The 21648-nt window shown below is 70.1% G+C and carries 23 protein-coding genes; 6 read left to right on the plus strand and 17 right to left on the minus strand.

What is annotated here, in order from left to right; translation table 11 throughout:
* Positions 1–106: 106 nt before the first annotated feature.
* Positions 107–2452, plus strand: coding sequence for a catecholate siderophore receptor Fiu (locus ACFO6Q_RS03300; protein ID WP_380019091.1), 2346 nt, complete (start codon positions 107–109; stop codon positions 2450–2452).
* A gap of 136 nt (positions 2453–2588) precedes the next feature.
* A complete protein-coding gene (locus ACFO6Q_RS03305) occupies positions 2589–3266 on the plus strand; it encodes a Fe2+-dependent dioxygenase (RefSeq protein ID WP_380019092.1) in 678 nt (225 codons plus the stop codon).
* Between the two features lie 37 nt (positions 3267–3303).
* Here the strand turns inward: ACFO6Q_RS03305 and ACFO6Q_RS03310 are convergent, their stop codons facing one another.
* From ACFO6Q_RS03310 to ACFO6Q_RS03335, 6 genes are all read right to left on the minus strand, one after another.
* Positions 3304–4935, minus strand: a complete 1632-nt coding sequence (locus tag ACFO6Q_RS03310) for a sulfite reductase subunit alpha (RefSeq protein ID WP_380019093.1) — start codon at positions 4933–4935, stop codon at positions 3304–3306.
* Positions 4932–5912, minus strand: coding sequence for an FAD:protein FMN transferase (locus ACFO6Q_RS03315; protein WP_380019094.1), 981 nt, complete (start codon positions 5910–5912; stop codon positions 4932–4934). Before ACFO6Q_RS03315 ends, ACFO6Q_RS03310 begins: the two co-directional genes overlap by 4 nt.
* Before the next feature lie 208 nt (positions 5913–6120).
* Positions 6121–6924 (minus strand): DUF4198 domain-containing protein, encoded by an 804-nt coding sequence (locus ACFO6Q_RS03320; protein WP_380019294.1) that lies wholly within the window; start codon positions 6922–6924, stop codon positions 6121–6123.
* 23 nt (positions 6925–6947) lie between these two features.
* A complete protein-coding gene (locus tag ACFO6Q_RS03325; protein WP_380019095.1) occupies positions 6948–7481 on the minus strand; it encodes a DUF2271 domain-containing protein in 534 nt (177 codons plus the stop codon).
* 11 nt (positions 7482–7492) lie between these two features.
* On the minus strand, positions 7493–8152 hold the full coding sequence (locus ACFO6Q_RS03330) for a PepSY-associated TM helix domain-containing protein (protein WP_380019097.1): 660 nt from the start codon (positions 8150–8152) through the stop codon (positions 7493–7495).
* Positions 8153–8294: 142 nt separating this feature from the next.
* Positions 8295–8687 (minus strand): YciI family protein, encoded by a 393-nt coding sequence (locus tag ACFO6Q_RS03335; RefSeq protein WP_380019098.1) that lies wholly within the window; start codon positions 8685–8687, stop codon positions 8295–8297.
* Positions 8688–8784: 97 nt separating this feature from the next.
* On the opposite strand from ACFO6Q_RS03335, the gene ACFO6Q_RS03340 reads away from it, so the two are divergent.
* On the plus strand, positions 8785–9459 hold the full coding sequence (locus ACFO6Q_RS03340; protein ID WP_380019099.1) for a response regulator: 675 nt from the start codon (positions 8785–8787) through the stop codon (positions 9457–9459).
* A 26-nt stretch (positions 9460–9485) separates the two neighbouring features.
* Positions 9486–10865 (plus strand): sensor histidine kinase, encoded by a 1380-nt coding sequence (locus ACFO6Q_RS03345; RefSeq protein WP_380019100.1) that lies wholly within the window; start codon positions 9486–9488, stop codon positions 10863–10865.
* Positions 10866–10874: 9 nt separating this feature from the next.
* Here ACFO6Q_RS03345 and ACFO6Q_RS03350 read toward each other — a convergent pair whose 3' ends face one another.
* The 11 genes from ACFO6Q_RS03350 to ACFO6Q_RS03400 all read right to left on the minus strand — a co-directional run bounded on the left by ACFO6Q_RS03350 (position 10875) and on the right by ACFO6Q_RS03400 (position 19690).
* Positions 10875–11354: a hypothetical protein gene (locus ACFO6Q_RS03350; protein ID WP_380019101.1), complete on the minus strand. Its 480-nt coding sequence runs from the start codon at positions 11352–11354 to the stop codon at positions 10875–10877.
* 186 nt (positions 11355–11540) lie between these two features.
* The gene (locus tag ACFO6Q_RS03355) at positions 11541–11861 is read right to left on the minus strand and encodes a non-heme iron oxygenase ferredoxin subunit (protein ID WP_380019102.1); all 321 of its coding nucleotides are present in this window, start codon (positions 11859–11861) and stop codon (positions 11541–11543) included.
* Positions 11858–12409: a GNAT family N-acetyltransferase gene (locus ACFO6Q_RS03360; protein ID WP_380019103.1), complete on the minus strand. Its 552-nt coding sequence runs from the start codon at positions 12407–12409 to the stop codon at positions 11858–11860. The genes ACFO6Q_RS03355 and ACFO6Q_RS03360 overlap by 4 nt, the downstream gene beginning before the upstream one ends.
* Positions 12406–12846, minus strand: coding sequence for a Fe-S cluster assembly sulfur transfer protein SufU (gene sufU, locus ACFO6Q_RS03365; protein WP_380019104.1), 441 nt, complete (start codon positions 12844–12846; stop codon positions 12406–12408). The genes ACFO6Q_RS03360 and sufU overlap by 4 nt, the downstream gene beginning before the upstream one ends.
* 62 nt (positions 12847–12908) lie before the next feature.
* Positions 12909–14129 (minus strand): aminotransferase class V-fold PLP-dependent enzyme, encoded by a 1221-nt coding sequence (locus tag ACFO6Q_RS03370; protein ID WP_380019105.1) that lies wholly within the window; start codon positions 14127–14129, stop codon positions 12909–12911.
* A gap of 31 nt (positions 14130–14160) precedes the next feature.
* Entirely contained in the window at positions 14161–15297 is a 1137-nt protein-coding gene (gene sufD / locus ACFO6Q_RS03375; protein WP_380019106.1) for a Fe-S cluster assembly protein SufD, read from the minus strand.
* Positions 15297–16073, minus strand: coding sequence for a Fe-S cluster assembly ATPase SufC (gene sufC, locus ACFO6Q_RS03380; RefSeq protein ID WP_380019107.1), 777 nt, complete (start codon positions 16071–16073; stop codon positions 15297–15299). Before sufC ends, sufD begins: the two co-directional genes overlap by 1 nt.
* A gap of 60 nt (positions 16074–16133) precedes the next feature.
* Positions 16134–16628 carry a GNAT family N-acetyltransferase gene (locus ACFO6Q_RS03385; RefSeq protein ID WP_380019108.1) on the minus strand — a complete coding sequence of 165 codons (495 nt, stop codon included), beginning with the start codon at positions 16626–16628 and terminating at the stop codon, positions 16134–16136.
* Between the two features lie 2 nt (positions 16629–16630).
* A complete protein-coding gene (gene sufB / locus ACFO6Q_RS03390) occupies positions 16631–18100 on the minus strand; it encodes a Fe-S cluster assembly protein SufB (RefSeq protein ID WP_380019295.1) in 1470 nt (489 codons plus the stop codon).
* Between the two features lie 99 nt (positions 18101–18199).
* Positions 18200–18646 carry an SUF system Fe-S cluster assembly regulator gene (locus ACFO6Q_RS03395; protein WP_380019109.1) on the minus strand — a complete coding sequence of 149 codons (447 nt, stop codon included), beginning with the start codon at positions 18644–18646 and terminating at the stop codon, positions 18200–18202.
* 99 nt (positions 18647–18745) lie between these two features.
* Positions 18746–19690, minus strand: coding sequence for a transporter (locus ACFO6Q_RS03400; protein ID WP_380019110.1), 945 nt, complete (start codon positions 19688–19690; stop codon positions 18746–18748).
* A 189-nt stretch (positions 19691–19879) separates the two neighbouring features.
* Between ACFO6Q_RS03400 and ACFO6Q_RS03405 the strand changes: the two genes are divergently transcribed.
* Both ACFO6Q_RS03405 and murU read left to right on the plus strand, forming a co-directional pair.
* Complete coding sequence (locus ACFO6Q_RS03405; protein ID WP_380019111.1) at positions 19880–20959, plus strand: aminoglycoside phosphotransferase family protein; 1080 nt, start codon at positions 19880–19882, stop codon at positions 20957–20959.
* Between the two features lie 2 nt (positions 20960–20961).
* Positions 20962–21633: an N-acetylmuramate alpha-1-phosphate uridylyltransferase MurU gene (gene murU / locus ACFO6Q_RS03410; RefSeq protein ID WP_380019296.1), complete on the plus strand. Its 672-nt coding sequence runs from the start codon at positions 20962–20964 to the stop codon at positions 21631–21633.
* The last annotated feature ends 15 nt before the right edge of the window (positions 21634–21648 follow it).

The raw sequence follows: 21648 nt of genomic DNA on the forward strand, positions 1-21648 counted from the left end.
AAGGCCGCACGCATCGAACGTACGCGAGCGCTCCGCAGCCGTGTCCGGCCGCAGCGTCCGTCGAGGAATTTCGTTTCGCATTTCGTACTTGGAGATCCAACGTCCCATGTCGTACATCAAGAGTCGCAAGCACCTGGTACAGCCCGGTTCCCGTCACCGCGCGTCGGTCGCGGCGCTGGCCACGAGCCTGGCCCTGGCCCTCCCGGCGATCGCCGGCAACGCACTCGCCGAATCCGCCGCCGCGCCGGACGCCGGGCCGGATCCGGACGCCACGCAGAACCTGCCCACCGTCGAGGTGAAGGGCCAGCAGGCGATCGGCTACAAGGTCGACACGACCGCCGGCGCGAAATTCGTCAAGCCGCTGATCGACACCACGCAATCGGTGCAGATCATCCCGTCCGACCTGATCCAGGACCAGGCCGCGACCACGCTGACCGAAGCGCTGCGCAACAGCGCCGGCGTGGGCACCTTCTACGTCGGTGAGAACGGCAACACCTCCACCGGCGACTCGATCAACATGCGCGGCTTCGACAGCTCCAGCAGCATCTTCGTCGACGGCGTGCGCGACCTGGGCAGCGTCTCGCGCGACACGTTCAACATCGACCAGATCGAGGTCGTGAAGGGGCCGTCGGGCTCGGACTACGGCCGCACCTCGCCGACCGGCTCGGTCAACCTCGTCAGCAAGCGCGCGATGCTCGACGACCTGCTCGCCGGCTCGCTGTCCTACGGCAGCTCCGACCGCAAGCGCCTCACGGCGGACTGGAACCAGCGCCTGGGCAACCTCGACGGCGCCGCGCTGCGCGTCAACGTGATGGCGCAGGACAGCGGCGTGCCCGGCCGCGACGAGATCGAGAACGACCGCTGGGGCATCGCCACCTCGCTCGCCTTCGGCCTCGGCTCGCCCACGCGCGTGTTCTTCAACCTGCTGCACGTGAAGCAGAGCAACGTGCCCGACGGCGGCGTACCGACGATCGGCCTGCCCGGCTACACCACGCCCGATCCGACGCGGCCCGAACTCGGCTACGCGCGACGGGTCGACTCGAGCAACTTCTACGGCACCAGCAGCGATCACGACGACAACAAGACCGACATGGCCACGCTGGTCGTCGAGCACGACTTCAGCGACGACATCAAGCTGCAGAACACCACGCGCTGGGGCCGCACGCACCAGGACTACATGCTCACCGCGTTCATGGGCTCGGCGGCGAACTGGATCACGCCCGACCTGACCGACCCGTCGACCTGGACGATCGCGCGCAGCCTGCCGACGTTCAAGGACCAGACCAACCGCATCGCCACGAACCAGACCAACCTGCGCGTGCACTCCGACTTCGGCGGCGTCGGCAACGACCTCAGCGCGGGCCTGGAATTCATCCGCGAGGAAGCCTCCACGGTCGGCATCGGCGCGCTGAACGGCAGCACCTGGCCGGCGGCGAACCTATATCGCCCCGACTACCGCGTGAGCGGCCTGATCCGCGGCCGCACCGGCGCCAAGAGCGACGGCCAGACCGACACGCAGGCGGCCTACCTGTTCGACACGATCACCTTCAACGAACAGTGGCAGCTCAACGCCGGCGTGCGCTTGGACCACTACGAGACCGACTTCAGCAGCCTGGTCGCCTGCGGCGGCCGCGGCGGCCCGGCCTGCGGATCGCTGCCGGCCGGCACGATCGTCCCCGGCGTCAATGCGAGCAAGTCGGACACGCTGTTCAACTGGAAGGTCGGCCTGCTGTACAAGCCGGCCAGCAACGGCAGCATCTACCTGAACTACGCGGTGTCGCAGCAGCCTCCGGGCGGCAACGCCCTCGCGCTGAGCAGCTCGGCCAACAGCCTGGACAACCCGATCTTCGATCCGCAGAAGGCCAAGACGATCGAGCTGGGCACGAAGTGGGAGCTGCTCGACTCGCGCCTGTTCCTGACCGCCGCGCTGTATCGCACCGACGTGACCAACGAGGTCGTGCAGGATCCGGTCGACCAGCTCTACTACCAGATCGGCAAGAAGCGCGTCGAAGGCATCGAACTCGGCCTGGTCGGCAAGCTGACCGACGCCTGGTCGGTGAGCGCCGGCTTCACGACGATGGACGCGACCGTCGAGAAGGGTGCGAACGTTTCGCAGGACGGCTCCGATGACCTGGCCTACACGCCGGACAAGGCGTTCACCGCCTGGACCACGTACGTCACGCCGTTCAAGCTGACCATTGGCGGCGGCGCGCGCTACTCCGGCGAGATGAAGCGCGGCACCGACGGCGCGGTCGGCACGCCGCCCTTCACCAAGTCCTACTGGGTGGTCGACGCGATGGCCAGCTACCCGGTCACGCCGAACTTCAACGTCCAGCTCAACGTCTACAACCTGTTCGACAAGGACTACGTGGCCGCGATCAACAAGAGCGGCTTCCGCTACACGCCGGGTGCGCCGGTGTCGGCGATGCTGAGCGCCAACCTGCGCTTCTGATCCACGCCTGCCCCGCGACGCCGGCCCACGGAAGGGCCGGCGCCGCTCTGCCGGAGCGCTGTTTCCACGCCCTTCCCGGTTCCCCGGCGTCGACGCCGCAATGCGAGAATGAGCGCATTCCGGACGGACCGCATCCATGCTCCTGCACATTCCCGGCGTTCTCGACGCCGCGCAGATCCAGACCTTCCGCGACGCGCTCGACGGTGCCCAATGGACCGACGGCAAGGAAACCGTCGGCGCGCAGGGCGCCCGCGTCAAGCGCAACCTGCAGCTTCCCGAAACCTCGCCGGTGCGCCGCGAACTCGGCGCGCTGGTGCTCGAGGCGCTCGCGCGCAACCCGCTCTACCACGCCGCCGTGCTGCCGCTGCGCACGCTGCCGCCGCGCTTCAACCGCTACGAAGGCGGCGGCCACTACGGCTTCCACGTCGACGGCTCGGTGATGGCGCTCGGAACCGGAGCGCAGATGCGCAGCGACGTGTCGTGCACGCTGTTCCTGTGCGAGCCGGACGAATACGACGGCGGCGAACTCGTCGTCAGCGACACCTACGGCGAGCACGAGGTCAAGCTGCCGGCCGGCGACCTGATCGTCTATCCGTCGAGCAGCCTGCACCAGGTCCGCCCGGTCACGCGCGGCGCGCGCCTGGCCGCGTTCTTCTGGGTGCAGAGCCTGATCCGCGACGATCGCCGGCGGCGCCTGCTGCTGGAACTGGACACTTCGATCCAGACCCTGACGCAGGGCGGCGCCGATGCCGCCGCCGTGCTGCAGCTGACCGGCGTTTACCACAACCTGCTGCGCGAATGGGCCGAGACCTGACGCGAGCCGTCGATTCGCGCCGACCCGCGCGGGCGCTTCAGTACACGTCGCGGCGGTAGCGTCCCTCCACGCGCAGGCGCTCGACCGTGTCCTCGCCGAGCGCCTCGACGAGCACCGCGTGCACGTCGGGCGCCATGCCTTCCAGGCTGCCGCAGACGTAGATCGCCGCGCCGCCTTCGACCCACTCGCGCAGCGTTGCCGCAGCTGCGGCGAGGCGGTGTTGTACGTAGATGCGCTCGGCCTGGTCGCGCGAGAAGGCGGTATCCAGCCGTTCGATCCAGCCGCCTTCGCGCCAGGCCTCGATCTCCGCGCGGTAGTGGAAATCGCAGGCGGCGCTGCGCTCGCCGAACAGCAGCCAGTTGCGGCGCGCGCCGGCGGCGATGCGCTCCTTCAGCAAGGCGCGCAGACCGGCGATGCCGGTGCCGTTGCCGATCAGGATCAAACCGCGCGCGTCGGCGGGGGCGTGGAAATTCGCGTTCGCGCGGATGCGCAGCGCGATCGTCCCGCCGACGCGCGCATGCTCGGTCAGCCAGCCCGCGCCGAGACCGAGGCGGCCGTCGGCGCGGCGGAACTGGCGCACCAGCAGGTGGATCGCGCCGTCGGCGGGCAGCGAGGCGATCGAATACTCGCGGTGCGGCAGCGGCACCAGCTGCGCGGCGAGCGCCTGCGCGTCGCGTCCGGCGACTTCCGCGCGGTCCGGCAGGCGGCTGCGCGCGAGCGCGTCGCGCAGCGCTTCGCGTCCGTGCGTGGTGTCGACCGTCGCCGCGCCGTCGAGTCCCGCCTCGCGCAACCACGCGGCGACCTCGTCCGGCGCATGGCAGGGCCCGATTTCGGCGACGTCGCCGGCGCGCCAGCCGGCCTGCGTTTTGCGCGGCGGGTGCAGCACAAGATGGAAGCAGCCGCCGCCGGCGCTGCCGGGATTGAGCAGGCGCCGGTCGACCAGGCGCCACGGCTCGTAGCGCGGCTCCTGCCAGTCCGGCAGGTCCGTGCGGCCGGCGACGACGCCGATTTCGCGCTGCCAGTGGCGCAGCGCGCCGTCGTCGCCGTCGTCGACCTCGACCGCGTCGAACAGCGGCTGCGCGCCGCTGCCGCGCAGCCAGGCGTCCAGGCGCCGGCCGAACGCGCAGAAGTTGTGGTACTCGCGATCGCCCAGCGCGAGCAGGCCGTAGCGCAGCCCGGCCAGTGCGGCCGGGCGGTCGAGCACGTCGCGCACGAACGCGGCGGCGCCGTCGGGCGGATCGCCTTCGCCGGTGGTGCTGACGACGAACAGCGCCAGCCTCGCCTGCGCCAGCGCGGCCGCGTCCAGCGTGGCCAGCGAGGTCAGGTGCACCGCCACGCCGCCCGCACGCAGGGATTGCGCGGTGCGCCGCGCGAGCTGCTCGGCATAGCCGGTCTGGCTGGCGTAGGCGAGCAGCAGCGCGCTCGCGCAATCGTCGTTCGGCGTCGCGGCCAGCCTGCGCTCGCGCACCACGCGCACGCGCCACAGCGCGAGGCAGAAACCGGCATAGGCGAGCAGCGCGAACGCCGCCGCACCCAGACGCAGCGGCCCGGGATCGCTCCACGCCGGCCAGCCGCCGTGCAGGCGCAGCAGACCGAGCGCGATCACGCCGACGACGGCGAGCGGGACCACGGCGCCGCGCCACGGCGTGGCGGAGGATTCGCGCGTCATTCGCGCGGCAGCGGCAGCGCCGCCTCGACGAGCAGCGCGACGAAGGCCGGCGTCGTACGCTCGACGAAACCGTCGCCGTCGTGCAGCAGGATCAGCACGGCCGCGCCGCGGCGTTCGGCGAAGGCCAGCCCGGCCTCGGCACCGAGCACCATGATCGTGGTGCCCATCGCGTCGGCGTCCATGCAGTCGCCGGCGACGGTGGTCACCGAGGCGATGCGATGCTCCACCGGCCGGCCGGTGCGCGGATCGATGTGGTGCGAATAGCTGCGCCCGGCGTCCTCGAAGAAGTGGCGGTAGTCACCCGACGTCGCGATCGAACGGTCCTTCAGCGCGAGCACGCGCCAGACCTGGTCGCCGCGCTCGACCGCACCGGAAGCGGCGCCGGGCTTCTCTATCGCTACCTGCCACGGTGCCCCGCCCGGCCGCGTGCCGTGCGCGCGCAGTTCGCCGCTGATGTCCACGAGGTAGTCCTGCACGCCGTCGCGCTCGAGATAGCGCGCGACCTGATCGGTGCCGAAACCCTTGGCGATGGCGGAAAGATCGACGTAGACGCCGCCCGGCTGCAGCGCGCGGCGACGCTCGCGGTCCAGGCGGATGCGGTCCCAGCCCAGGCGCGCGCGCGCGGCCTGGATGTCGGCGTCGGCCGGAACCTTGTGTTCGCGCGCGCCGGGGCCGAAACCCCACAGGTTCACCAGCGGGCCGACGGTCGGGTCGTAGGCGCCGCCGCTGTCGTGCGCCAGCGCCAGCGCGTGGTCGAGCACGTCGAAGAACTCCGGCGGCAGTTCCTGCCAGGTTCCGGCCGGCGCGCGGTTGAAGCGGCTGAGGTCGGAATCCGCCTCGTACGTGCTCATCTGTGCGACGACGCGGTCGACCTCGGCCTGGATGCCGCGCTGCAGGCGCGCCACGTCGGCGTCGCGCGGCGCGACCAGCTTGACCGTCCAGGTCGTGCCCATGGTCGGCCCGCTCAGCGTGGTCACGCGCGGCGCGGCGCAGCCGACGAGGCCGAGAAGGATCGACGCGCACAGCAGCCAGCGATGGGCGGCGGTGAAGAAGAAAGCGTTTCCCGCAGGGGCGCACAGACGCAGAGGGAAAAGCTTTTGCTCCTCTGTGCGTCTGTGCGTCTGTGCGAGCAATGGCTTTCTTGAAATCCCCGAGCGCCGGAACGCAAGAATCATCGAGCGAGGTTTACTGCGGCAGCACTTCCAAGGTCGCCGTGTAGCCCAGGCGACGGTCCTTGGCCTTGGCCACGGTCGGCTTCTGGCCTTCGAGCGAGGTGTTGAGCCAGTACAGTCCCGGCGCCGGCCAGGTCACCGAGAACTCGCCGTTGGCGTCGGTGGTGGCGACGATCTCGTCCTGCTTGTTGCGGTAGCGCGTGCCGCCGGCGAGCAGGGTCACCTTGAGATCCTTCGCCGGCTTGCCGTCGAGCAGGAAGCGGAACTTCGCCGCTTCGCCGGCGTAGAGGTCGTTCGGATGCGAGAGCGGCACCAGCTCCAGCCCCTGCCCGGCCGGCTTGAGCACGCCGTCGCTGGGCTTGCCCAGCGTGACGAACGTGGCGACGGCGGAGTCGTACTGCGCGATCTCCAGGTCCTTCGCGTCGGCCGGAATCTCGCCGAGCTTGTCGACGCTGCCGCGCCAGCGCTTCTTCTCGCCCTTGGCGTCGAGATAGCTGGCGGTCACGCCGCTGTTGGCCAGCGCGACCCGGTACGTGCCGGGCTTGGTCAGGTGCACGTCGAACGAGCTGCGCACCTCGCCCTTGGCGACGTGCTCGGCCTCGACCCTGGCGCCGTCCGGGCCGGTCACGACGAGGTTGTCCAGCGGCAGCGGCCGGTGGTTGAAGTTGAACAGGTCGTTGGAGGCGGCCGCGTCGACCGTGATCCACGCATCGTCGCCGTCGGAGAGCACCGTCGTCGACGGCACCAGGAACGCCTTGTGCGCCGAGGCGGCCACGGGCAGGCAGGCGGCGAGCGCGAGCGCGCTCCACTTCGTCATCGCTTTCATGGAATGGCTCCTGATCAGGGATTGAGATCGAAACGCAGCGCGCCGAGCTCGTGCTCGCCTTGTGCGGAAAGGTGTTGCGGCGCCTGCGGCGGCCAGTCGAACGGGATGCTGACGATCTCGTGGCCGCCGACCTCGCGCGCGGCCTCGACGACGAGCTTGTACTTGCCCGCGGCGAGCCCGGCCAGCGGCGGCTTGTCGCCGGAAAAGCTCAGCTGGTGCTGCCCCGCCGGGCGCGTCGCGCCGCTGACGCCGTCGATCGGCAGGGTCTGCTCGCGACCGCTGCGGCGCCACCATTGGCGCAGGTCGGCCAGCCATTTCGTGCCCGGCTCGGACTTGCCGGACTTGGCGTCCTTGCCGTCCTTGTTCTGGTACCAGACGGCGAGGTTCGCCGCGACGCTGCGGTCCTCGCGCTCGATCCAGACGGCGACGTAGGGACGGTGGTACTCGGACACGTCCATTCGCGGAATCTCGACCGTGACCTGGGCCGTGGCCGCGAACGCCGACGGCGCGGCGAGCGCGAGAGCGGCGATGAGGATGGATGCACGCATGAACGACCTCGTCAATGGATGAAAAGCAGTGCGATCAGCAGCGGCAGCAGCAGGCCCAGCGCGACGATCGGCCACGTCATCGGGCGCTGCCTTCCGTGCAGCCAGAGCAGGAACAGGCCGGTCAGCGCGAACACCAGGCTGGCCAGCGCGAACAGGTCGATGAACCAGCTCCACAGCGTCCCTGCGTTGCGTCCCTTGTGCAGGTCGTTGAAGTACGAGATCCAGCCGCGGTCGGTCTTCTCGTACTGCACCTTGCCGCTGTCCAGGTCGACGCTGAGCCAGGCGTCGCCGCCCGGCCGCGGCATCGACACGTAGGCTTCGCCGTCCGACCATTCCGCCGCGCGTACGCCGACCTCGACGCCGAGTTCGCGCGCGATCCACTCGCGCAGCGGCGGCGGCAGCGGTGCGTCCTTGCGGTCGGCGCCGTCCGCCATGCGCGCGAGCAGGTCGGCCGGCAGCTGTCCTTCGCGCGCGCTGACCGTCGGCTTGCCTTCGATCTGCCGCGCGTGGTTGAGCGTGAACCCGGTGACGCTGAACAGCACCAGCGCGACCAGGCACATGGCCGAGCTGATCCAGTGCCACTGGTGCAGCGTCTTCAGCCAGTAGGCGCGCCGTCTTGGATCGAGCACTTTCGGATCGGGCTTCCGCTCGAATCGCGCCGCTTCCGTCATGCCTTCCTCTTCGACGATGCCGACCGCAGCGCCTGGTTTCGCGATGCGGGGGCGAGACCGCTGCCGGCCTTCGCCTCAATCGCCCGGATTACATCACAAATGAGAATCACTCTCAATAAAAACGGCAAGCACGCAACCCGGCTCATCCGCCCGAATCGGGCGTTTCGTTGCCCGGCCGGTACGCGCTGGCGCGTTCGGTCTCGATCGGACGCACGTCGAAGCTCAGCCCGCAGGCCATGCACGGATTCCGCGCGGCGAGATCCGCCGCCTCGTCGAGGCTGGCGGCGAGGAAGAACCAGTAGCCGCCGATGATTTCCCTGGCCTCGGTGAACGGGCCGTCGACGATGCCGGCGCGCGACACGCGCCGTCCCTCGCGCGCGAGCCGCTGTCCCGTACGCATGCGGCCGGCCGCGACCAGCTCGTCGTGCCAGTCGTAGAACGCGTCGATCGCGCGCTGGATCTCCTGCGGCGACTTGTCCGCGTCCCACTGGCCGCGCGACAGCACCAGGTATTCGGAAAGGTTGGCATCGGTCATGGTCGGCTCCGGGGGGCGATGCCCCATGGTCCGCCGCGGCCGCGGCCGGCCGCAAGCTGCGGCGCGCGACGGCGCGCCGTGCGATTAGAATGCGGCCGTGCGCGTACTGGTCATCGAAGACGAAGCCGCGATCGCCGACGCGATCGGAGCGGCGCTGACGAACGCCGGCCATGCGGTCGACCGTCTCGCCAGCGGCCGCCTCGCCGATGCCGCGCTGCGCGACCATCCCTACGACCTGATCGTGCTCGACCTCGGCCTGCCCGACGTCGACGGCATCGAGCTGCTGCGCCGCCTGCGCCTGCGCGCGGACGCCGTGCCGGTGCTGGTGGCGACCGCGCGCGAGGCGCTGGAGGAGCGCGTGCACGCGCTCGACCTCGGCGCCGACGACTATCTCGTCAAGCCGTTCGCGCTGCGCGAGTTCGAGGCGCGCGTGCGTGCGCTGCTGCGCCGCCGGACCACGCAGGGCGTGCCGGAGCTGCAGATCGGCCGCCTGCGCATCGACCTGCCGCGCCGCCGCGCCCACGTCGGCGACGAGCCGCTGGAACTGACGCCGCGCGAGTTCGGCCTGCTCGAGGCGCTCGCCGCGCGGCTCGACCGCGTGATGAGCCGCGAACAGCTGATCGACGCGCTGTGCACCTGGGACACCACGCTGACCGACAACGGCCTGGACATCGCCGTCTACCGCCTGCGCCGCAAGCTCGAAGGCAGCGACGTGCGCATCCGCACCGTGCGCGGCCTGGGCTATCTGCTGGAAGCCGACGATGACGCCTAGACACCGCACCGCGCGCGCTACGGACGATGCGCGCTAGCCGTCCGGTCAGCCTGCGCCGGCGCCTGCTGACGATCCTGGCGGTGCCGATGGTGCTGGCCTGGCTCGGCAGCGGCGCGCTGATCTACGGGCTGGCGCTGTACTACGCGAACGTGAACTACGACCGCTCGCTGATCGAAGGCGCGCAGATGCTCGAGCGCATGACGCGCAGCGGCGCCGGGCGCGAGGAACTGAGCCCGCAGGTGCGCGTGCTGATCGAGTACGACACCGACAATCCGACGTACTACTCGGTGCGCAGCCTGCACCACGGCGTGCTCGCCTCCAACCTCGACCTGCCGCTGCCGGCGGCGCTGCCCGCAGCCGGCGCGGCGCCGCAGCTCGACTCGATCGTGCACGACGGGCGCGAGCTGCGCATGGCGTCGCTGGCGATCGCGCAGCACGACCCGGCCGACACCATCGTCATGTCGATCGCCGAATCGCTCGACCAGCGGCGCGAACTGGCGCGCGAGATCCTGATCGGCACCTCGCCGGTGGTGCTGCTGCTGATCCTGATCGTGCTGGTGCTGGTCTGGTTCGGCGTCAGCCGCGGCCTGCGCCTGCTCGATCCGCTGACGCAGCAGATCGCGCAGCGCCGCGCGCGTGACCTGTCGGCGCTGGACCAGAGCCAGGTGCCGGTCGAGATCCGCCCGCTGACGCGCACCATCGACGCGCTGTTCGTGCGCCTGCGCGAACTGCTCGACCTGCAGGAACGCTTCATCGCCGACGCCGCGCACCAGCTGCGCACGCCGCTGGCCGGGCTGCGGCTGCAGGCCGAGCGCGCGCTGGCCGATCCGCGCCCGGACAGCGTGCGCGACGCGCTCGCCCACGTCGAACGCCTGTCCGCCGGCGCCGGCCGCGCGGCCGGACAGCTGCTCGCGCTGGCACGCGCGCAGACTTCCAACGAGGACGACGCCGCCACCTGCGCCGTCGATCTCGCACGCCTGGCGCGCAGCTACGCCGGCGAACGCGTGCCGGACGCGCTCGCCGCGCGCGTCGATCTCGGCTACGAGGGCCCCTCGGAAGGACTGCTGGTCGGCGGCGACGCGGTGATGCTGCGCGAAGCGCTGGTCAACCTCGTCGACAACGCCCTGACCTACGCTGGCGCGAACGGCACCGCCACGATCTCGCTGCAGCGCGAGTCCTCCACGATCGTGCTCGCGGTCGACGATTCGGGCCCGGGCGTGGCCGAGGAATGGTGGCCGCGCCTGGGCGAACGCTTCTTCCGCCCGCCCGACAGCCGGCGCGAAGGCTCCGGACTGGGCCTGGCGATCGTCCGGCGCATCGCCGAACGGCATCACGCCAGCGTCGCCTTCGACCGTGGCCGCGACGGTCGCGGCCTGCGCGTGACGCTGCGCTTTCCGGCCGCCTGACGACGGCGCTCAGGAAGCGTCGAAGCCGTCGGCGAAGATCGGCTCCTGCGCCGTGAGGTCGTAGCTCAGGGTGAACACGCCGCAGGAACCGGACGGCGCATCCGAAGCGGCGCCGACGATCAGCCGGTACGCACCGACGGCAAGACCGTCGACCGGCAGCGGCGTGCCGATCCCGCCCGACGCCACGCAGGCAGCGATGTCGCAGGGCTCGGCGCTGCTGGACAGGTACATCACCGGAACGAATCCGATCGTGTGCGACGCCAGCTGGAACTCGCCGTGGTAGGGGACGCTCAGGAAAAACGAAAACACGGTGTTGGGCCCGGGATTGTCGAATGCGCCGGCGCACAGCGTGTCCGCCTCGCGGATGCCCACGCACGTGTCAGCCGAGGTCGACCCGCCCTGCGGCAACGGCTGCGGCGCGGCGCAGCTCTGCGCGTCGGCCGTGCCGACGGTGGCGCAAGCCACGCAGGCGGCGAGGAAGACTCGCACGCCTTCCGCGAGAGGCCGGCGGCCACGAAGAACATTGGGCGATGCCATCGCACGTTCCCTCCGCGGATCCGCGTCCGCCCTGTGATTTCACGAGGGAATACGCCGAACGGAGCCGGATCCCGCCAGACGGAGCCGCGCTCGGCGAAGGATCGGAGCGGTCCTGCCGTCCGCCCGAAAGGACGAGGTTCAGTCCCAGCGATCGTCGCGCGTGTAGACGACGCCGTCCTCGAGCTTCACCGGAAATTTCGCCACCGGCTCGTACGCCGGCGGACACAGCACGGCGCCGGTCGTGATGTCGAAGCGCGCGCCGTGGCGCGGGCATTCGATTTCGCGGCCATCGACGAGGCCGCCGGTCAGCTCGCCGCCGTCATGCGTGCAGACGTCTTCCAGCGCGTACAGCTCGCCGTCGACGTTGAACACCGCGATCGGCGTGTCGCCGGCGTAGACGTTGCGGTATTCGCCGGGCAGCAGTTCCGAGCGCTCGCACACGCGCACCCAGCCGCTCACAGCGCCTTCTCCAGCACCTCGAAGCGCAGATCGTCGCGCTTGGGAACGCCGAACCGCTCGTCGCCGTACGGGAACGGCTTGTAGCGGCCGGTGCGGCGGTAGCCGCGCCGCTCGTACCAGGCGATCAGCTCGTCGCGGATCGTGATCACGGTCATCTGCATCGTCGCGCAGCCCCACTGCTCGCGCGCGATGCGCTCGGCCTCGGCCAGCATCGCGCGGCCGATGCCGCCGCCCTGCAGGTTCGGCCGCACCGAGAACATGCCGAAATAACCGGTGCTGGTGCCGTCCTCGCCGGCGATCGCCTCGACCTGCGCGCAGGCCAGCAACCCGTCCGCGGATTCGCCGAGCAGGATCGTGCAGCCGCTCCGGCCGATCAGGTCGGCGACGCCCTGCGGATCGGTGCGCTGGCCGTCGAGCATGTCGGCTTCGGTGGTCCAGCCCTGCTTGCTGGCGTCGCCGCGGTAGGCCGATTCGACCAGGGCGACGATCGCCGCGACGTCACCGGCGGCGGCCGGGCGGAAAGCGATCGTGGGGGCAGCTGCGTTCATGCGGACTCCGGCTCGGTACTGGTTCTGGCGCGGCCGGCCAGCGCCGCCTGCAGCGTCGCCCACGGCAGCAGGGCGCACTTGCGCCGCGCCGGATGATCGCGCAGGGCGCGCATCGCGTTCAGCGGGCCGAGCGCCGGATCGTCGTCGGCGTACTCGACCAGCCGCGCGAAGCGTTGCGCCAGCGCGTCCACTTCCGCAGGGGTCAGTCCCGGCAGCAGCTCGCCGAGCATCGACGCGGTCGCCGTCGTGATCGCGCAGGCCTCGCCGGAAAAGGCGAACCCGGCCACGCGCCCGTCGAGGCAGCGCAGCTCGATGCGCAGCGAATCGCCGCACAGCGGATTGACGCCGTCGGCGGCGTGCGTGCAGCCGGCGAGCGCACCGCGCCCGCGCGGGCTGCGGTAGTGCTCGAGCACCAGCGGCGCGTACAGGGGATTCATCGGCGGGCGCGGCCGCGGACGGCGGCCATCCGGTTTCCGGCGTCGGGGAGGATCGGCACGGATTATCCCAGCAGTTTGCGCACCCGCGCGATGGCGGCGACGAAGAAGTCGATTTCCTCGCGCGTGTTGTAGAACGCGAGCGAGGCGCGGGCGGTGGCCGGCACGCCATAGAACTGCATCAGCGGATGCGCGCAGTGGTGGCCGGAACGCACGGCGACGCCCTCGTGGTCGAGCAGGGTCGCAAGATCGTGCGCGTGCACGCCGTCGATCAGGAACGAGAACACCGCGGCCTTTTCCTTTGCCTCGCCGAACAGGCGCAGGCCGGGCACCGACTTCAACGCATCGGTCATGTAGGCGCCCAACTCGCGCTCCATCGCGCCGATCGTGTCGAGGCCGACGCGGTTCACGTAGTCCACCGCCGCACCGAGGCCGACGAAGCCGGCGATGTTCGGCGTGCCGGCCTCGAAGCGGTGCGGCGGATCGGCGAACGTGGTGCCGTCGAAGCTGACCGTGCGGATCATCTCGCCGCCGCCGAAGAACGGTGGCATCGCCGCGAGCAGCTCGCGGCGCGCCCACAGCAGGCCGGTGCCGGTCGGGCCGAACAGCTTGTGCCCGGTCAGCGCATAGAAGTCGCAGCCCAGCGCCTGCACGTCGACCGGCAGGTGCGGCGCCGCCTGCGAGCCGTCGACCAGCAGCGGGATGCCGCGCGCGCGGCAGGCCTTGGCCAGCTCGCGCACCGGGTTGATCGTGCCGAGCACGTTCGACACGTGGGTCACGCCGGCCAGCTTCACGCGCGGATTCAGGCGCGCGACGAACTCCTCGACGATCAGCTCGCCGGAGGGCGTGATCGGCGCCGGGATCACCTTCGCGCCGGCGCGCGCCGCGACCAGCTGCCAGGGCACGATGTTGGCGTGGTGCTCCATCGTGGTGACGAGGATCTCGTCGCCGGGCTGCAGCCGCGGCAGCGCGTAGCTGTAGGCGACCGTGTTGATGGCCTGGGTGGTGCCGCCGGTGAAGATCACTTCATCGCGCGTGTTCGCGTTGATGAAGCGCGCGAGCTTGTCGCGCGCGCCCTCGTAGGCCGAGGTGGCGGCTTCGCCGAGCGAGTGCACGGCGCGCGCGACGTTTGCGTTGGTCTCACGATAGAAGCGGTCGACCGCCTCGATCACCGCGGTCGGCTTCTGCGCCGTGTTCGCGTTGTCGAAGTACACCAGCGGCTTGTCGTGGACGCGGCGCGCCAGGATCGGGAAATCCTTCCGATAGGGATTGGAATCGGGGCTCATGTGCGGTTCGCTTCGCTCCTCGTCGCCGCGGTCAGGACGCCGTCGGCAGCATCGCCTGCACCGGCTGCGCGAGACGCTCGCGCAGGTCCGCATCCTCCACGCCGTCGAGCACTTCGCGGCAGAACGCCGCGACCATCATGCGGCGTGCCTCGGCCAGCGCAATGCCGCGCGAGCGCAGGTAGAACAGCGCGCGTTCGTCGATCTGGCCGACGGTCGCGCCGTGCGCGGCCTTCACCTCGTCGGCGTAGATCTCCAGCACGGGTTGCGTGTCGATTTCCGCGTGCGGCGAAAGCAGCAGGTTCTTGTTCGACAGCTTCGCGTCGCTGCCGTCCGCGCCGGCGGCGACGGTGATCGCACCGCGGAACACCGCGCGTGCGCGCTGGTCGGCGACGCCGCGCCAGACGACGTCGCAGACGGTGTCGCGCGCGACGTGGCGCACGTCGAGCTGGGTGTCGGCGTGCGCACGGCCGCGCAGCGCGAACACGCCGCGCGACTCCAGCCGCGCCTGTTCGCCGGCCAGCCGGACCTGCATGTCCAGGCGTTGCAGGCGCCCGCCGAGCAGCACGTGCGTCGTGCGCAGCGCCGCTTTCGCTCCCAGGTTCGCCTCGACGAAGCGGTACAGCGCGGCCGACTCGGGCAGGTCGCACAGGCTGACCAGGTCCAGGCGCGTGCGCTCGGCCAGATCGAAGCGCCGGCGCAGCGAACCGAGCACGGTCGCGCCCTCTACGCCCAGGTGCTGCTCCACCACGCAGGCGTGGCCGCCGACGATCGACACCTCGACGCTGGCCTGCCAGCGGCTCGGCTGCGCGCTCGGCACGCCGACGTAGACCACGTGCATCGGCGCGTCGATGCCGCCGTCGATGCGGATCGAGTAGGCGTTGCCGGCCGACACGCCGACGGTCACCCACGCGCCGACGTCGGCCAGGTCGGAATACCGCTCCGACACCTCGCCGTTGACGACCACCACGCGCCGTCCGCGGGTCGGCGCCCAGTCGAACCGCTCCAGCAGCGCCTCGGGCAGTTCGGCCTGCGCGTCGGCGGCGACGAATTCCTGCTGCGACAGCGCGCGCAGCGCCGCCTTGCTGTAGCGCCAGGATTCCTCGCGCTCGCGCGCGTCGCCGTGGCCGAAGTCGTCGAGCAGGTCGTGCCTTGGCGAAGCGGCTTCCATCACGCCGCTCCGGCGCCGGCCTTGGCCGGCACGTGGCGTTCGGCGATCCAGGCGTAGCCATGCTCCTCGAGCTTGTGCGCCAGACCGGCGTCGCCCGATTCGACGATGCTCCCATCGGCCAGCACGTGCACGACGTCGGGAACGATGTAGTCGAGCAGGCGCTGGTAGTGCGTGACGACCAGGAACGCGCGCTCCGGCGAGCGCATCGCGTTGACGCCGTCGGCGACCATCTTCAACGCGTCGATGTCCAGGCCGGAGTCGGTCTCGTCGAGGATCGCGAGCGCAGGCTCGAGCAGCGCCATCTGGAAGATCTCGTTGCGCTTCTTCTCGCCGCCGGAGAAGCCCTCGTTGACCGCGCGGTGCAGCAGCTCGTCCTTCAGGTGCAGCACGGCGAGCTTCTCGCGCACGCGCTTCAAGAACTGCATCGAGTCGAGTTCCGCCTCGCCGCGATGCTTGCGCTGCGCGTTCAGCGCGGCGCGCAGGAAGTAGGTGTTGTTGACGCCGGGAATCTCCACCGGGTACTGGAAAGCGAGGAACACGCCCTCGGCCGCGCGTTCCTCCGGCTCGAGCTCGAGCAGGTTGCGTCCGCGATAGACGACCGAGCCGCGCGTGACCTCGTAGCCTTCGCGGCCGGCCAGCACGTTGCCGAGCGTGGACTTGCCCGCGCCGTTCGGTCCCATGATCGCGTGCACCTCGCCCGCCTTCACTTCGAGCGAGAGGCCCTTGAGGATTTCCTTGCCCGCGACGCGGACGTGGAGGTCTTCGATGTTCAGCATGTCTTTTCGTCCGTCATCCTTTGTCCGTCGTTCCGGCGAAGGCCGATGCGACGGCGTGCGTCAATTCTTCGCCAGCGTCGCCAGCGCCTCGCCCTCGATCCGGCAGCCCAGCCATTCCGGCGTCGGCTTCGCGCCGAGCGACTCGTAGAACGCGATCGACGGCGTGTTCCAGTCGAGCACCTGCCACTGGAAGCGCGGCAAGCCCTCGGTCACGCAGCGCCTGGCCAGGCTGGCGAGCAGCGCCTTGCCGATGCCGCGGCCGCGGAACGCCGGGCGCACGTACAGGTCCTCGAGATAGACGCCGTGGCGGCCGCGGAAGGTCGAGTAGTTGTAGAACCACAGCGAGAAGCCGGCGACCTCGTCCTGCCACTGTGCGATCTCGGCGAACACGCGCGGATTCGCGCCGAACAGCGCAGCGGCGGTGTCGGCCACCGTCGCGTCGACCTCGTGGCGCAGCTTCTCGTAGTCGGCCAGCTCGCAGACCAGCGCGTGGATCGTCGCCGCGTCGTCGGGCCGCGCCGCGCGGATCGCGAGGCAGGCTCGGGCACCGTCCATCGTCAGCCCACCGCGCCTTCGAGCGACACCTCGAGCAGCTTCTTCGCCTCGACGGCGAATTCCATCGGCAGCTCCTTGAACACCTGCTTGCAGAAGCCGTCGACGATCATCGAAACCGCGTCTTCCTCGCCGATGCCTCGCGCGCGGCAGTAGAACAGCTGGTCGTCGGAGATCTTCGAGGTGGTCGCCTCGTGTTCGACGATCGCGCCGGGGTTCTTCACCTCGATGTACGGGAACGTGTGTGCGCCGCATTTCTTGCCGATCAGCAGGGAGTCGCACTGCGTGTAGTTGCGCGCGCCCTCGGCGCCCTTTTCCACCTTGACCAGACCGCGGTAGGTGTTCTGCCCGCGCCCGGCGCTGATGCCCTTGGAGACGATCTTCGACTTGGTGTTGCGGCCGATGTGGATCATCTTGGTGCCGGTGTCGGCCTGCTGGCGATGATGCGTCAGCGCGACCGAGTTGAACTCGCCGACCGAGTCGTCGCCGCGCAGCACGCAGCTGGGGTACTTCCAGGTGATCGCCGAGCCGGTTTCCACCTGCGTCCACGAGATCTTCGAGCGCGCGCCGCGGCAGTCGCCGCGCTTGGTGACGAAGTTGTAGATGCCGCCGACGCCGTTCTCGTCGCCCGGATACCAGTTCTGTACCGTGGAGTACTTGATGTTGGCGTCGTCGAGCGCGACCAGCTCGACCACCGCCGCGTGCAGCTGGTTCTCGTCGCGCATCGGCGCGGTGCAGCCTTCCAGATACGACACGCTGGCGCGTTCCTCGGCGATCAGCAGCGTGCGCTCGAACTGGCCGGTGTCGCGCGCGTTGATGCGGAAGTACGTCGACAGCTCCATCGGACAGCGCACGCCCTTGGGCACGAACACGAAGCTGCCGTCGGAGAACACCGCCGAATTCAGCGCGGCGAAGTAGTTGTCGCCCGGCGGCACCACGCTGCCCAGGTACTTGCGCACCAGCTCGGGGTGCTCGCGCACCGCTTCGCTGATCGAGCAGAAGATCACGCCGGCATCCATCAGTTCCTTGCGGAAGGTGGTGCCGACCGATACCGAGTCGAACACCGCATCGACCGCCACGCCGGCCAGGCGCGCGCGCTCGTGCAGCGGCACGCCGAGCTTGTCGTAGGTTTCCAGCAGTTTCGGATCGACTTCGTCGAGCGACTTGGGCCGGTTCTTCGGCTGCGAGTAGTAGCTGATCGCCTGGAAGTCGATCGGCTCGATGTCGAGCTTGGCCCAGTGCGGCGGCGTCATCGTCAGCCAGTGGCGATACGCCTTCAGCCGCCACTCGGTCAGCCATTCCGGCTCGTTCTTGCGCGCCGAGATCGCGCGCACGACGTCCTCGTTCAGCCCCGGCGGCAGGCTCTCGCTCTCGATGTCGGTGACGAAGCCGGCGCTGTAGCGGCGATTGAGGGCTTCGACGACGGCTTCGTTGCCGGCCGGCGGTTCGGCGCGTTCGCGCAATTGCTTTTCCATCTGGATTCGTTCGGTGGCCATGTCACGAAGGCTGCCTAGAAGTTGTCTGTGCCCGTCCCTGGAGCGGTGTCGAGGAGCGGTCGTCCACGTCCGCTTCGCTCAAGCGACCGCGACCTGCAACGGGATCGCGGCGCCGCGGCGTGGCGGCGGCTTCACCATGTCGGCAAGGCTCACCTCGGCCAGCGCCGTCGCGATCGCATGGTTGATGCGCTGCCAGTTCACGCGCACGCCACAATGCGATTCGTGGTCGCAGGCGCCGGAATGCGCGCTGCATTCGGTCATGCCGATCGGCCCTTCCATCGCGGTGACGATGTCAGCGATCGATATGTCCTGCGGCGCACGCGCCAGTCGATAGCCGCCGTTGATGCCTCGCGTGGACACGACCAGCTCCGCCTGCGCCAGCTGCTTGAGCAGCTTGCTGACCGTCGGTGCTTCCAGGTGCGCGCGCTCGGCCAGCGTCTGCGCGCTGAGCACGCCGTCGCCGGCCGCCGCGAGGCAGGTCATGACGACGGTGGCGTAGTCGGTCAGTTTGCTGATGCGGAGCATGGAAAGCCGAAGAGCTAAAAGCGTACCGAAATGGTACTGTTTTGGCGGCTTCGGGTCAATCCAAAGGCCGGGAAAGGCCGGCGCGGCGAAGCGAGCGCTTCAGAACACCATGTTGAGCGCGACGGCCGGGGTCACGCTCGCCGGCGCGGAGCGCGTGCGCGGGATCACGCGCAGGCCGAGCAGCAGGCCCAGGCTCGCGCTCCAGTTGTATTCGACGGCCGGCGCGAACGCGAAGGACGCTCCGCCGCCGTCGGACCGCTCGACGTCCGCGGTGGCGGACGTCGAGGAGCGGCCGACGACGTGCGTACGGCCGGCCTGCCGATGGACCAGATCGAGCGCAAGCGCCCAGTTGCGCGTGAGGCTGTATTCGAAGGCGAGGTTGGCGGTCGACACGCTGCCCGGCTTGGCACGCCCGCGGAAGCCTTGCGCCGTGCCGTAGACGCTGACGTCTTCGATGCCGACGCTGCGCGAGTAGGCATGCGAGAAATTGAAGCGCGTGCGCAGGAGGCGCCCGTTCGGCATCCAGAAGTAGCTCTGCACGTACCAGCCGAGCGTGGTGGTGCGCGCGCCGCTGCCGAACCCGTTGCCCGGACGCCGGCCGAGGCGATCGAACCTGCCGGCGGGAAACGATTGCTGCACGTTGATCGACATCGTCGGCAGGCCGCTGTCCGCATCGAATTGGGTCAGCCGCCACTGCGCCTGCACGCTGACGTCGCCGACGCCCACATGCGAGCTGCCGGCGCCGCCGCCGATGCGGTTGTAGCCGAAGGTGGGGATCAGGCCGACGGTGAGGCGGTCGGTCAGGCCGTAGTTGACGTAGGTCAGCGAGCCGAAGCCGTCGCTGTGCGGCGACACGACGTCGTAGAGATACGGCTCGACGAGCATGTGGCCGCGCGGCAACGTCCCTGCCGAGGGGGCAAGCATCGGCCCGGTGAACCAGGCCTCGTCGACCGGCTGGCGCTCGACCGGCTCGGCAGCGGACACCACGCCGGTCGCGAGCAGGCAGGACAGGACAACACGGAAAGTCGTTTCGGCGGGCGTCACGACGTGAATTCCCCGGCGACGGAGCCGTCACCCTAGGCGCGATCCCGCGACGGCGACAGTATCAACGCGCGCCGCGCGGCCGGAGCCAATTGCCGACCAGCCTCGACCGGCCGCCCTCGGAACGCTCTGGCACTGGAACCGCGTCTGCGCGGACAATGCCGCCATCATCAAACTCGTGAAGGGATGCGCGTGACCGATTCCTCCGACCGCCACGCGGCCTTGTCGCACTTCGTGGCCGAAGCGCTCGCCGATCCGGTCGCCTCGATCGCGCCCGCCTCGGCCGACGCCAGCTTCCGCAGCTACTGGCGCGTGACGCTGGCGGACGGCAGCACGCGCATCGTGATGGACGCGCCGCCGGACAAGGAAAACCTGGAACCGTGGCTCGGCATCGGCGCGCGCCTGCACGCGGCCGGCCTGCACGTGCCCGAAGTGTTCGCGACCGATCGCACGCAGGGCTTCATCCTGATGGAAGACCTCGGCGCGCGCGCGTACCTGCCGGAGTTGAACACGGCGACCGCAAACGCTCTGTACGCCGACGCGCTCGAGGCGTTGCTGCGCATGCAGACGCGCGTCGATCCGGCCGGCCTGCCGCCGTTCGACGAAGCGTTCCTGCGCATGGAACTGGGCCTGATGCCGGAATGGTTCCTGCAGCGCCATCTCGGCGTCGAGCCATCGCCGGCGCAGCGCGCAACGATCGATGCCGCCTTCGACACGCTGGTCGCCGCCGTGCGCGAGCAGCCGCAGGGCTTCATGCATCGCGACTACCACAGCCGCAACCTGATGGTGGTGGAGAGCCGGGATTCGGAATTGGCGACCGGGGATGGGCAACCGCAGAAAGCCGAAGCGCTCCTGGGCAATCCGGGCATCATCGATTTCCAGGGGGCGGTGATCGGCCCGATCACCTACGACCTCGCCTCGCTGCTGCGCGACTGCTACATCGCCTGGGAGCCCGAGCGCGTCGAGGGCTGGCTGGAGAGCTATCGGCAGCGCCTCGTGCACGCGCACCTGCTCGACACACACGTCGACGCGGCCCGGTTCCGGCGCTGGTTCGACCTGACCGGCCTGCAGCGCCACATCAAGGTGCTCGGCCTGTTCTGTCGCCTGTGCTACCGCGATGGCAAGGCGCAGTACCTCGACGACCTGCCGCTGGTCTGGCGCTACGTGATCTCGGTGGCGTGCACGCACGCGGAACTCGCGCCGCTGGCGGACCTGCTCGAAGACGCACTCGGCTCGCGCGACATCGCCCGCTCGCGCGGGATCGCCGCATGACGATCCGCAGCGCACTGATCTTCGCCGCCGGCCGCGGCGAGCGCCTGCGCCCACTGACCGACACCACGCCGAAACCGCTGCTGCAGGCCGGCGGCAAGCGGCTGATCGAGCATCACCTGGAAAAGCTCGCCGCGGCCGGCGTGGAGCGCGTGGTGATCAACACCTCGCATCTGGCCGAGCAGTTCCCGCCCGCGCTCGGCGACGGCGCGCGCTGGGGCCTGTCGATCCGCTATAGCTACGAGGGTCCGTCGCCGCTGGAAACCGGCGGCGGCATGCGCCGCGCCCTGCCGCTGCTCGGCGACGCACCGTTCGTCGCGGTCAGCGCGGACATCGTCAGCGACTACGACTACGCGACCCTGCCGGCCGAACCCGATGACCTCGCGCATCTGGTCATGGTGCCCAATCCGGACTTCCATCCGGACGGCGACTTCTGGCTCGACGCGGACCGCCTCAACGAGGACGGCGCCGGCGTGCGCCTGACCTTCGGCAACATCGGCGTGTACCGCCCCGAACTGGTCGCGGGCGAAGCGGACGGCCGCTTCAAGCTGCTGCCGATGTACCGGCGCGCGATGCGCCAGCGGCGCCTGGGCGGCGAACGCTACGACGGCTTCTGGCGCAACATCGGCACGGCGCAGCAGCTGCGCGAACTCGATGCGCGAACGGCCGGCGCCTGAATCCAGCGCGAAACC

This window comes from Dokdonella ginsengisoli, assembly GCF_042652785.1.
GTDB lineage: Bacteria > Pseudomonadota > Gammaproteobacteria > Xanthomonadales > Rhodanobacteraceae > Dokdonella_A > Dokdonella_A ginsengisoli.

What these genes read in the sequence shown, in the direction of transcription:
- ACFO6Q_RS03325 (WP_380019095.1), bottom strand. Translation starts at nt 7,481, where the DNA reads ATGCGTGCATCCATCCTCATCGCCGCTCTCGCGCTCGCCGCGCCGTCG.
- sufB (WP_380019295.1), bottom strand. Translation starts at nt 18,100, where the DNA reads ATGGAAAAGCAATTGCGCGAACGCGCCGAACCGCCGGCCGGCAACGAA.
- ACFO6Q_RS03300 (WP_380019091.1), top strand. Translation starts at nt 107, where the DNA reads ATGTCGTACATCAAGAGTCGCAAGCACCTGGTACAGCCCGGTTCCCGT.
- ACFO6Q_RS03360 (WP_380019103.1), bottom strand. Translation starts at nt 12,409, where the DNA reads ATGAACGCAGCTGCCCCCACGATCGCTTTCCGCCCGGCCGCCGCCGGT.
- ACFO6Q_RS03320 (WP_380019294.1), bottom strand. Translation starts at nt 6,924, where the DNA reads ATGACGAAGTGGAGCGCGCTCGCGCTCGCCGCCTGCCTGCCCGTGGCC.
- sufD (WP_380019106.1), bottom strand. Translation starts at nt 15,297, where the DNA reads ATGGAAGCCGCTTCGCCAAGGCACGACCTGCTCGACGACTTCGGCCAC.
- ACFO6Q_RS03345 (WP_380019100.1), top strand. Translation starts at nt 9,486, where the DNA reads ATGCGCGCTAGCCGTCCGGTCAGCCTGCGCCGGCGCCTGCTGACGATC.
- ACFO6Q_RS03310 (WP_380019093.1), bottom strand. Translation starts at nt 4,935, where the DNA reads ATGACGCGCGAATCCTCCGCCACGCCGTGGCGCGGCGCCGTGGTCCCG.
- ACFO6Q_RS03335 (WP_380019098.1), bottom strand. Translation starts at nt 8,687, where the DNA reads ATGACCGATGCCAACCTTTCCGAATACCTGGTGCTGTCGCGCGGCCAG.
- ACFO6Q_RS03370 (WP_380019105.1), bottom strand. Translation starts at nt 14,129, where the DNA reads ATGAGCCCCGATTCCAATCCCTATCGGAAGGATTTCCCGATCCTGGCG.
- sufU (WP_380019104.1), bottom strand. Translation starts at nt 12,846, where the DNA reads ATGAATCCCCTGTACGCGCCGCTGGTGCTCGAGCACTACCGCAGCCCG.
- ACFO6Q_RS03330 (WP_380019097.1), bottom strand. Translation starts at nt 8,152, where the DNA reads ATGACGGAAGCGGCGCGATTCGAGCGGAAGCCCGATCCGAAAGTGCTC.
- ACFO6Q_RS03395 (WP_380019109.1), bottom strand. Translation starts at nt 18,646, where the DNA reads ATGCTCCGCATCAGCAAACTGACCGACTACGCCACCGTCGTCATGACC.
- ACFO6Q_RS03305 (WP_380019092.1), top strand. Translation starts at nt 2,589, where the DNA reads ATGCTCCTGCACATTCCCGGCGTTCTCGACGCCGCGCAGATCCAGACC.
- ACFO6Q_RS03385 (WP_380019108.1), bottom strand. Translation starts at nt 16,628, where the DNA reads ATGGACGGTGCCCGAGCCTGCCTCGCGATCCGCGCGGCGCGGCCCGAC.
- sufC (WP_380019107.1), bottom strand. Translation starts at nt 16,073, where the DNA reads ATGCTGAACATCGAAGACCTCCACGTCCGCGTCGCGGGCAAGGAAATC.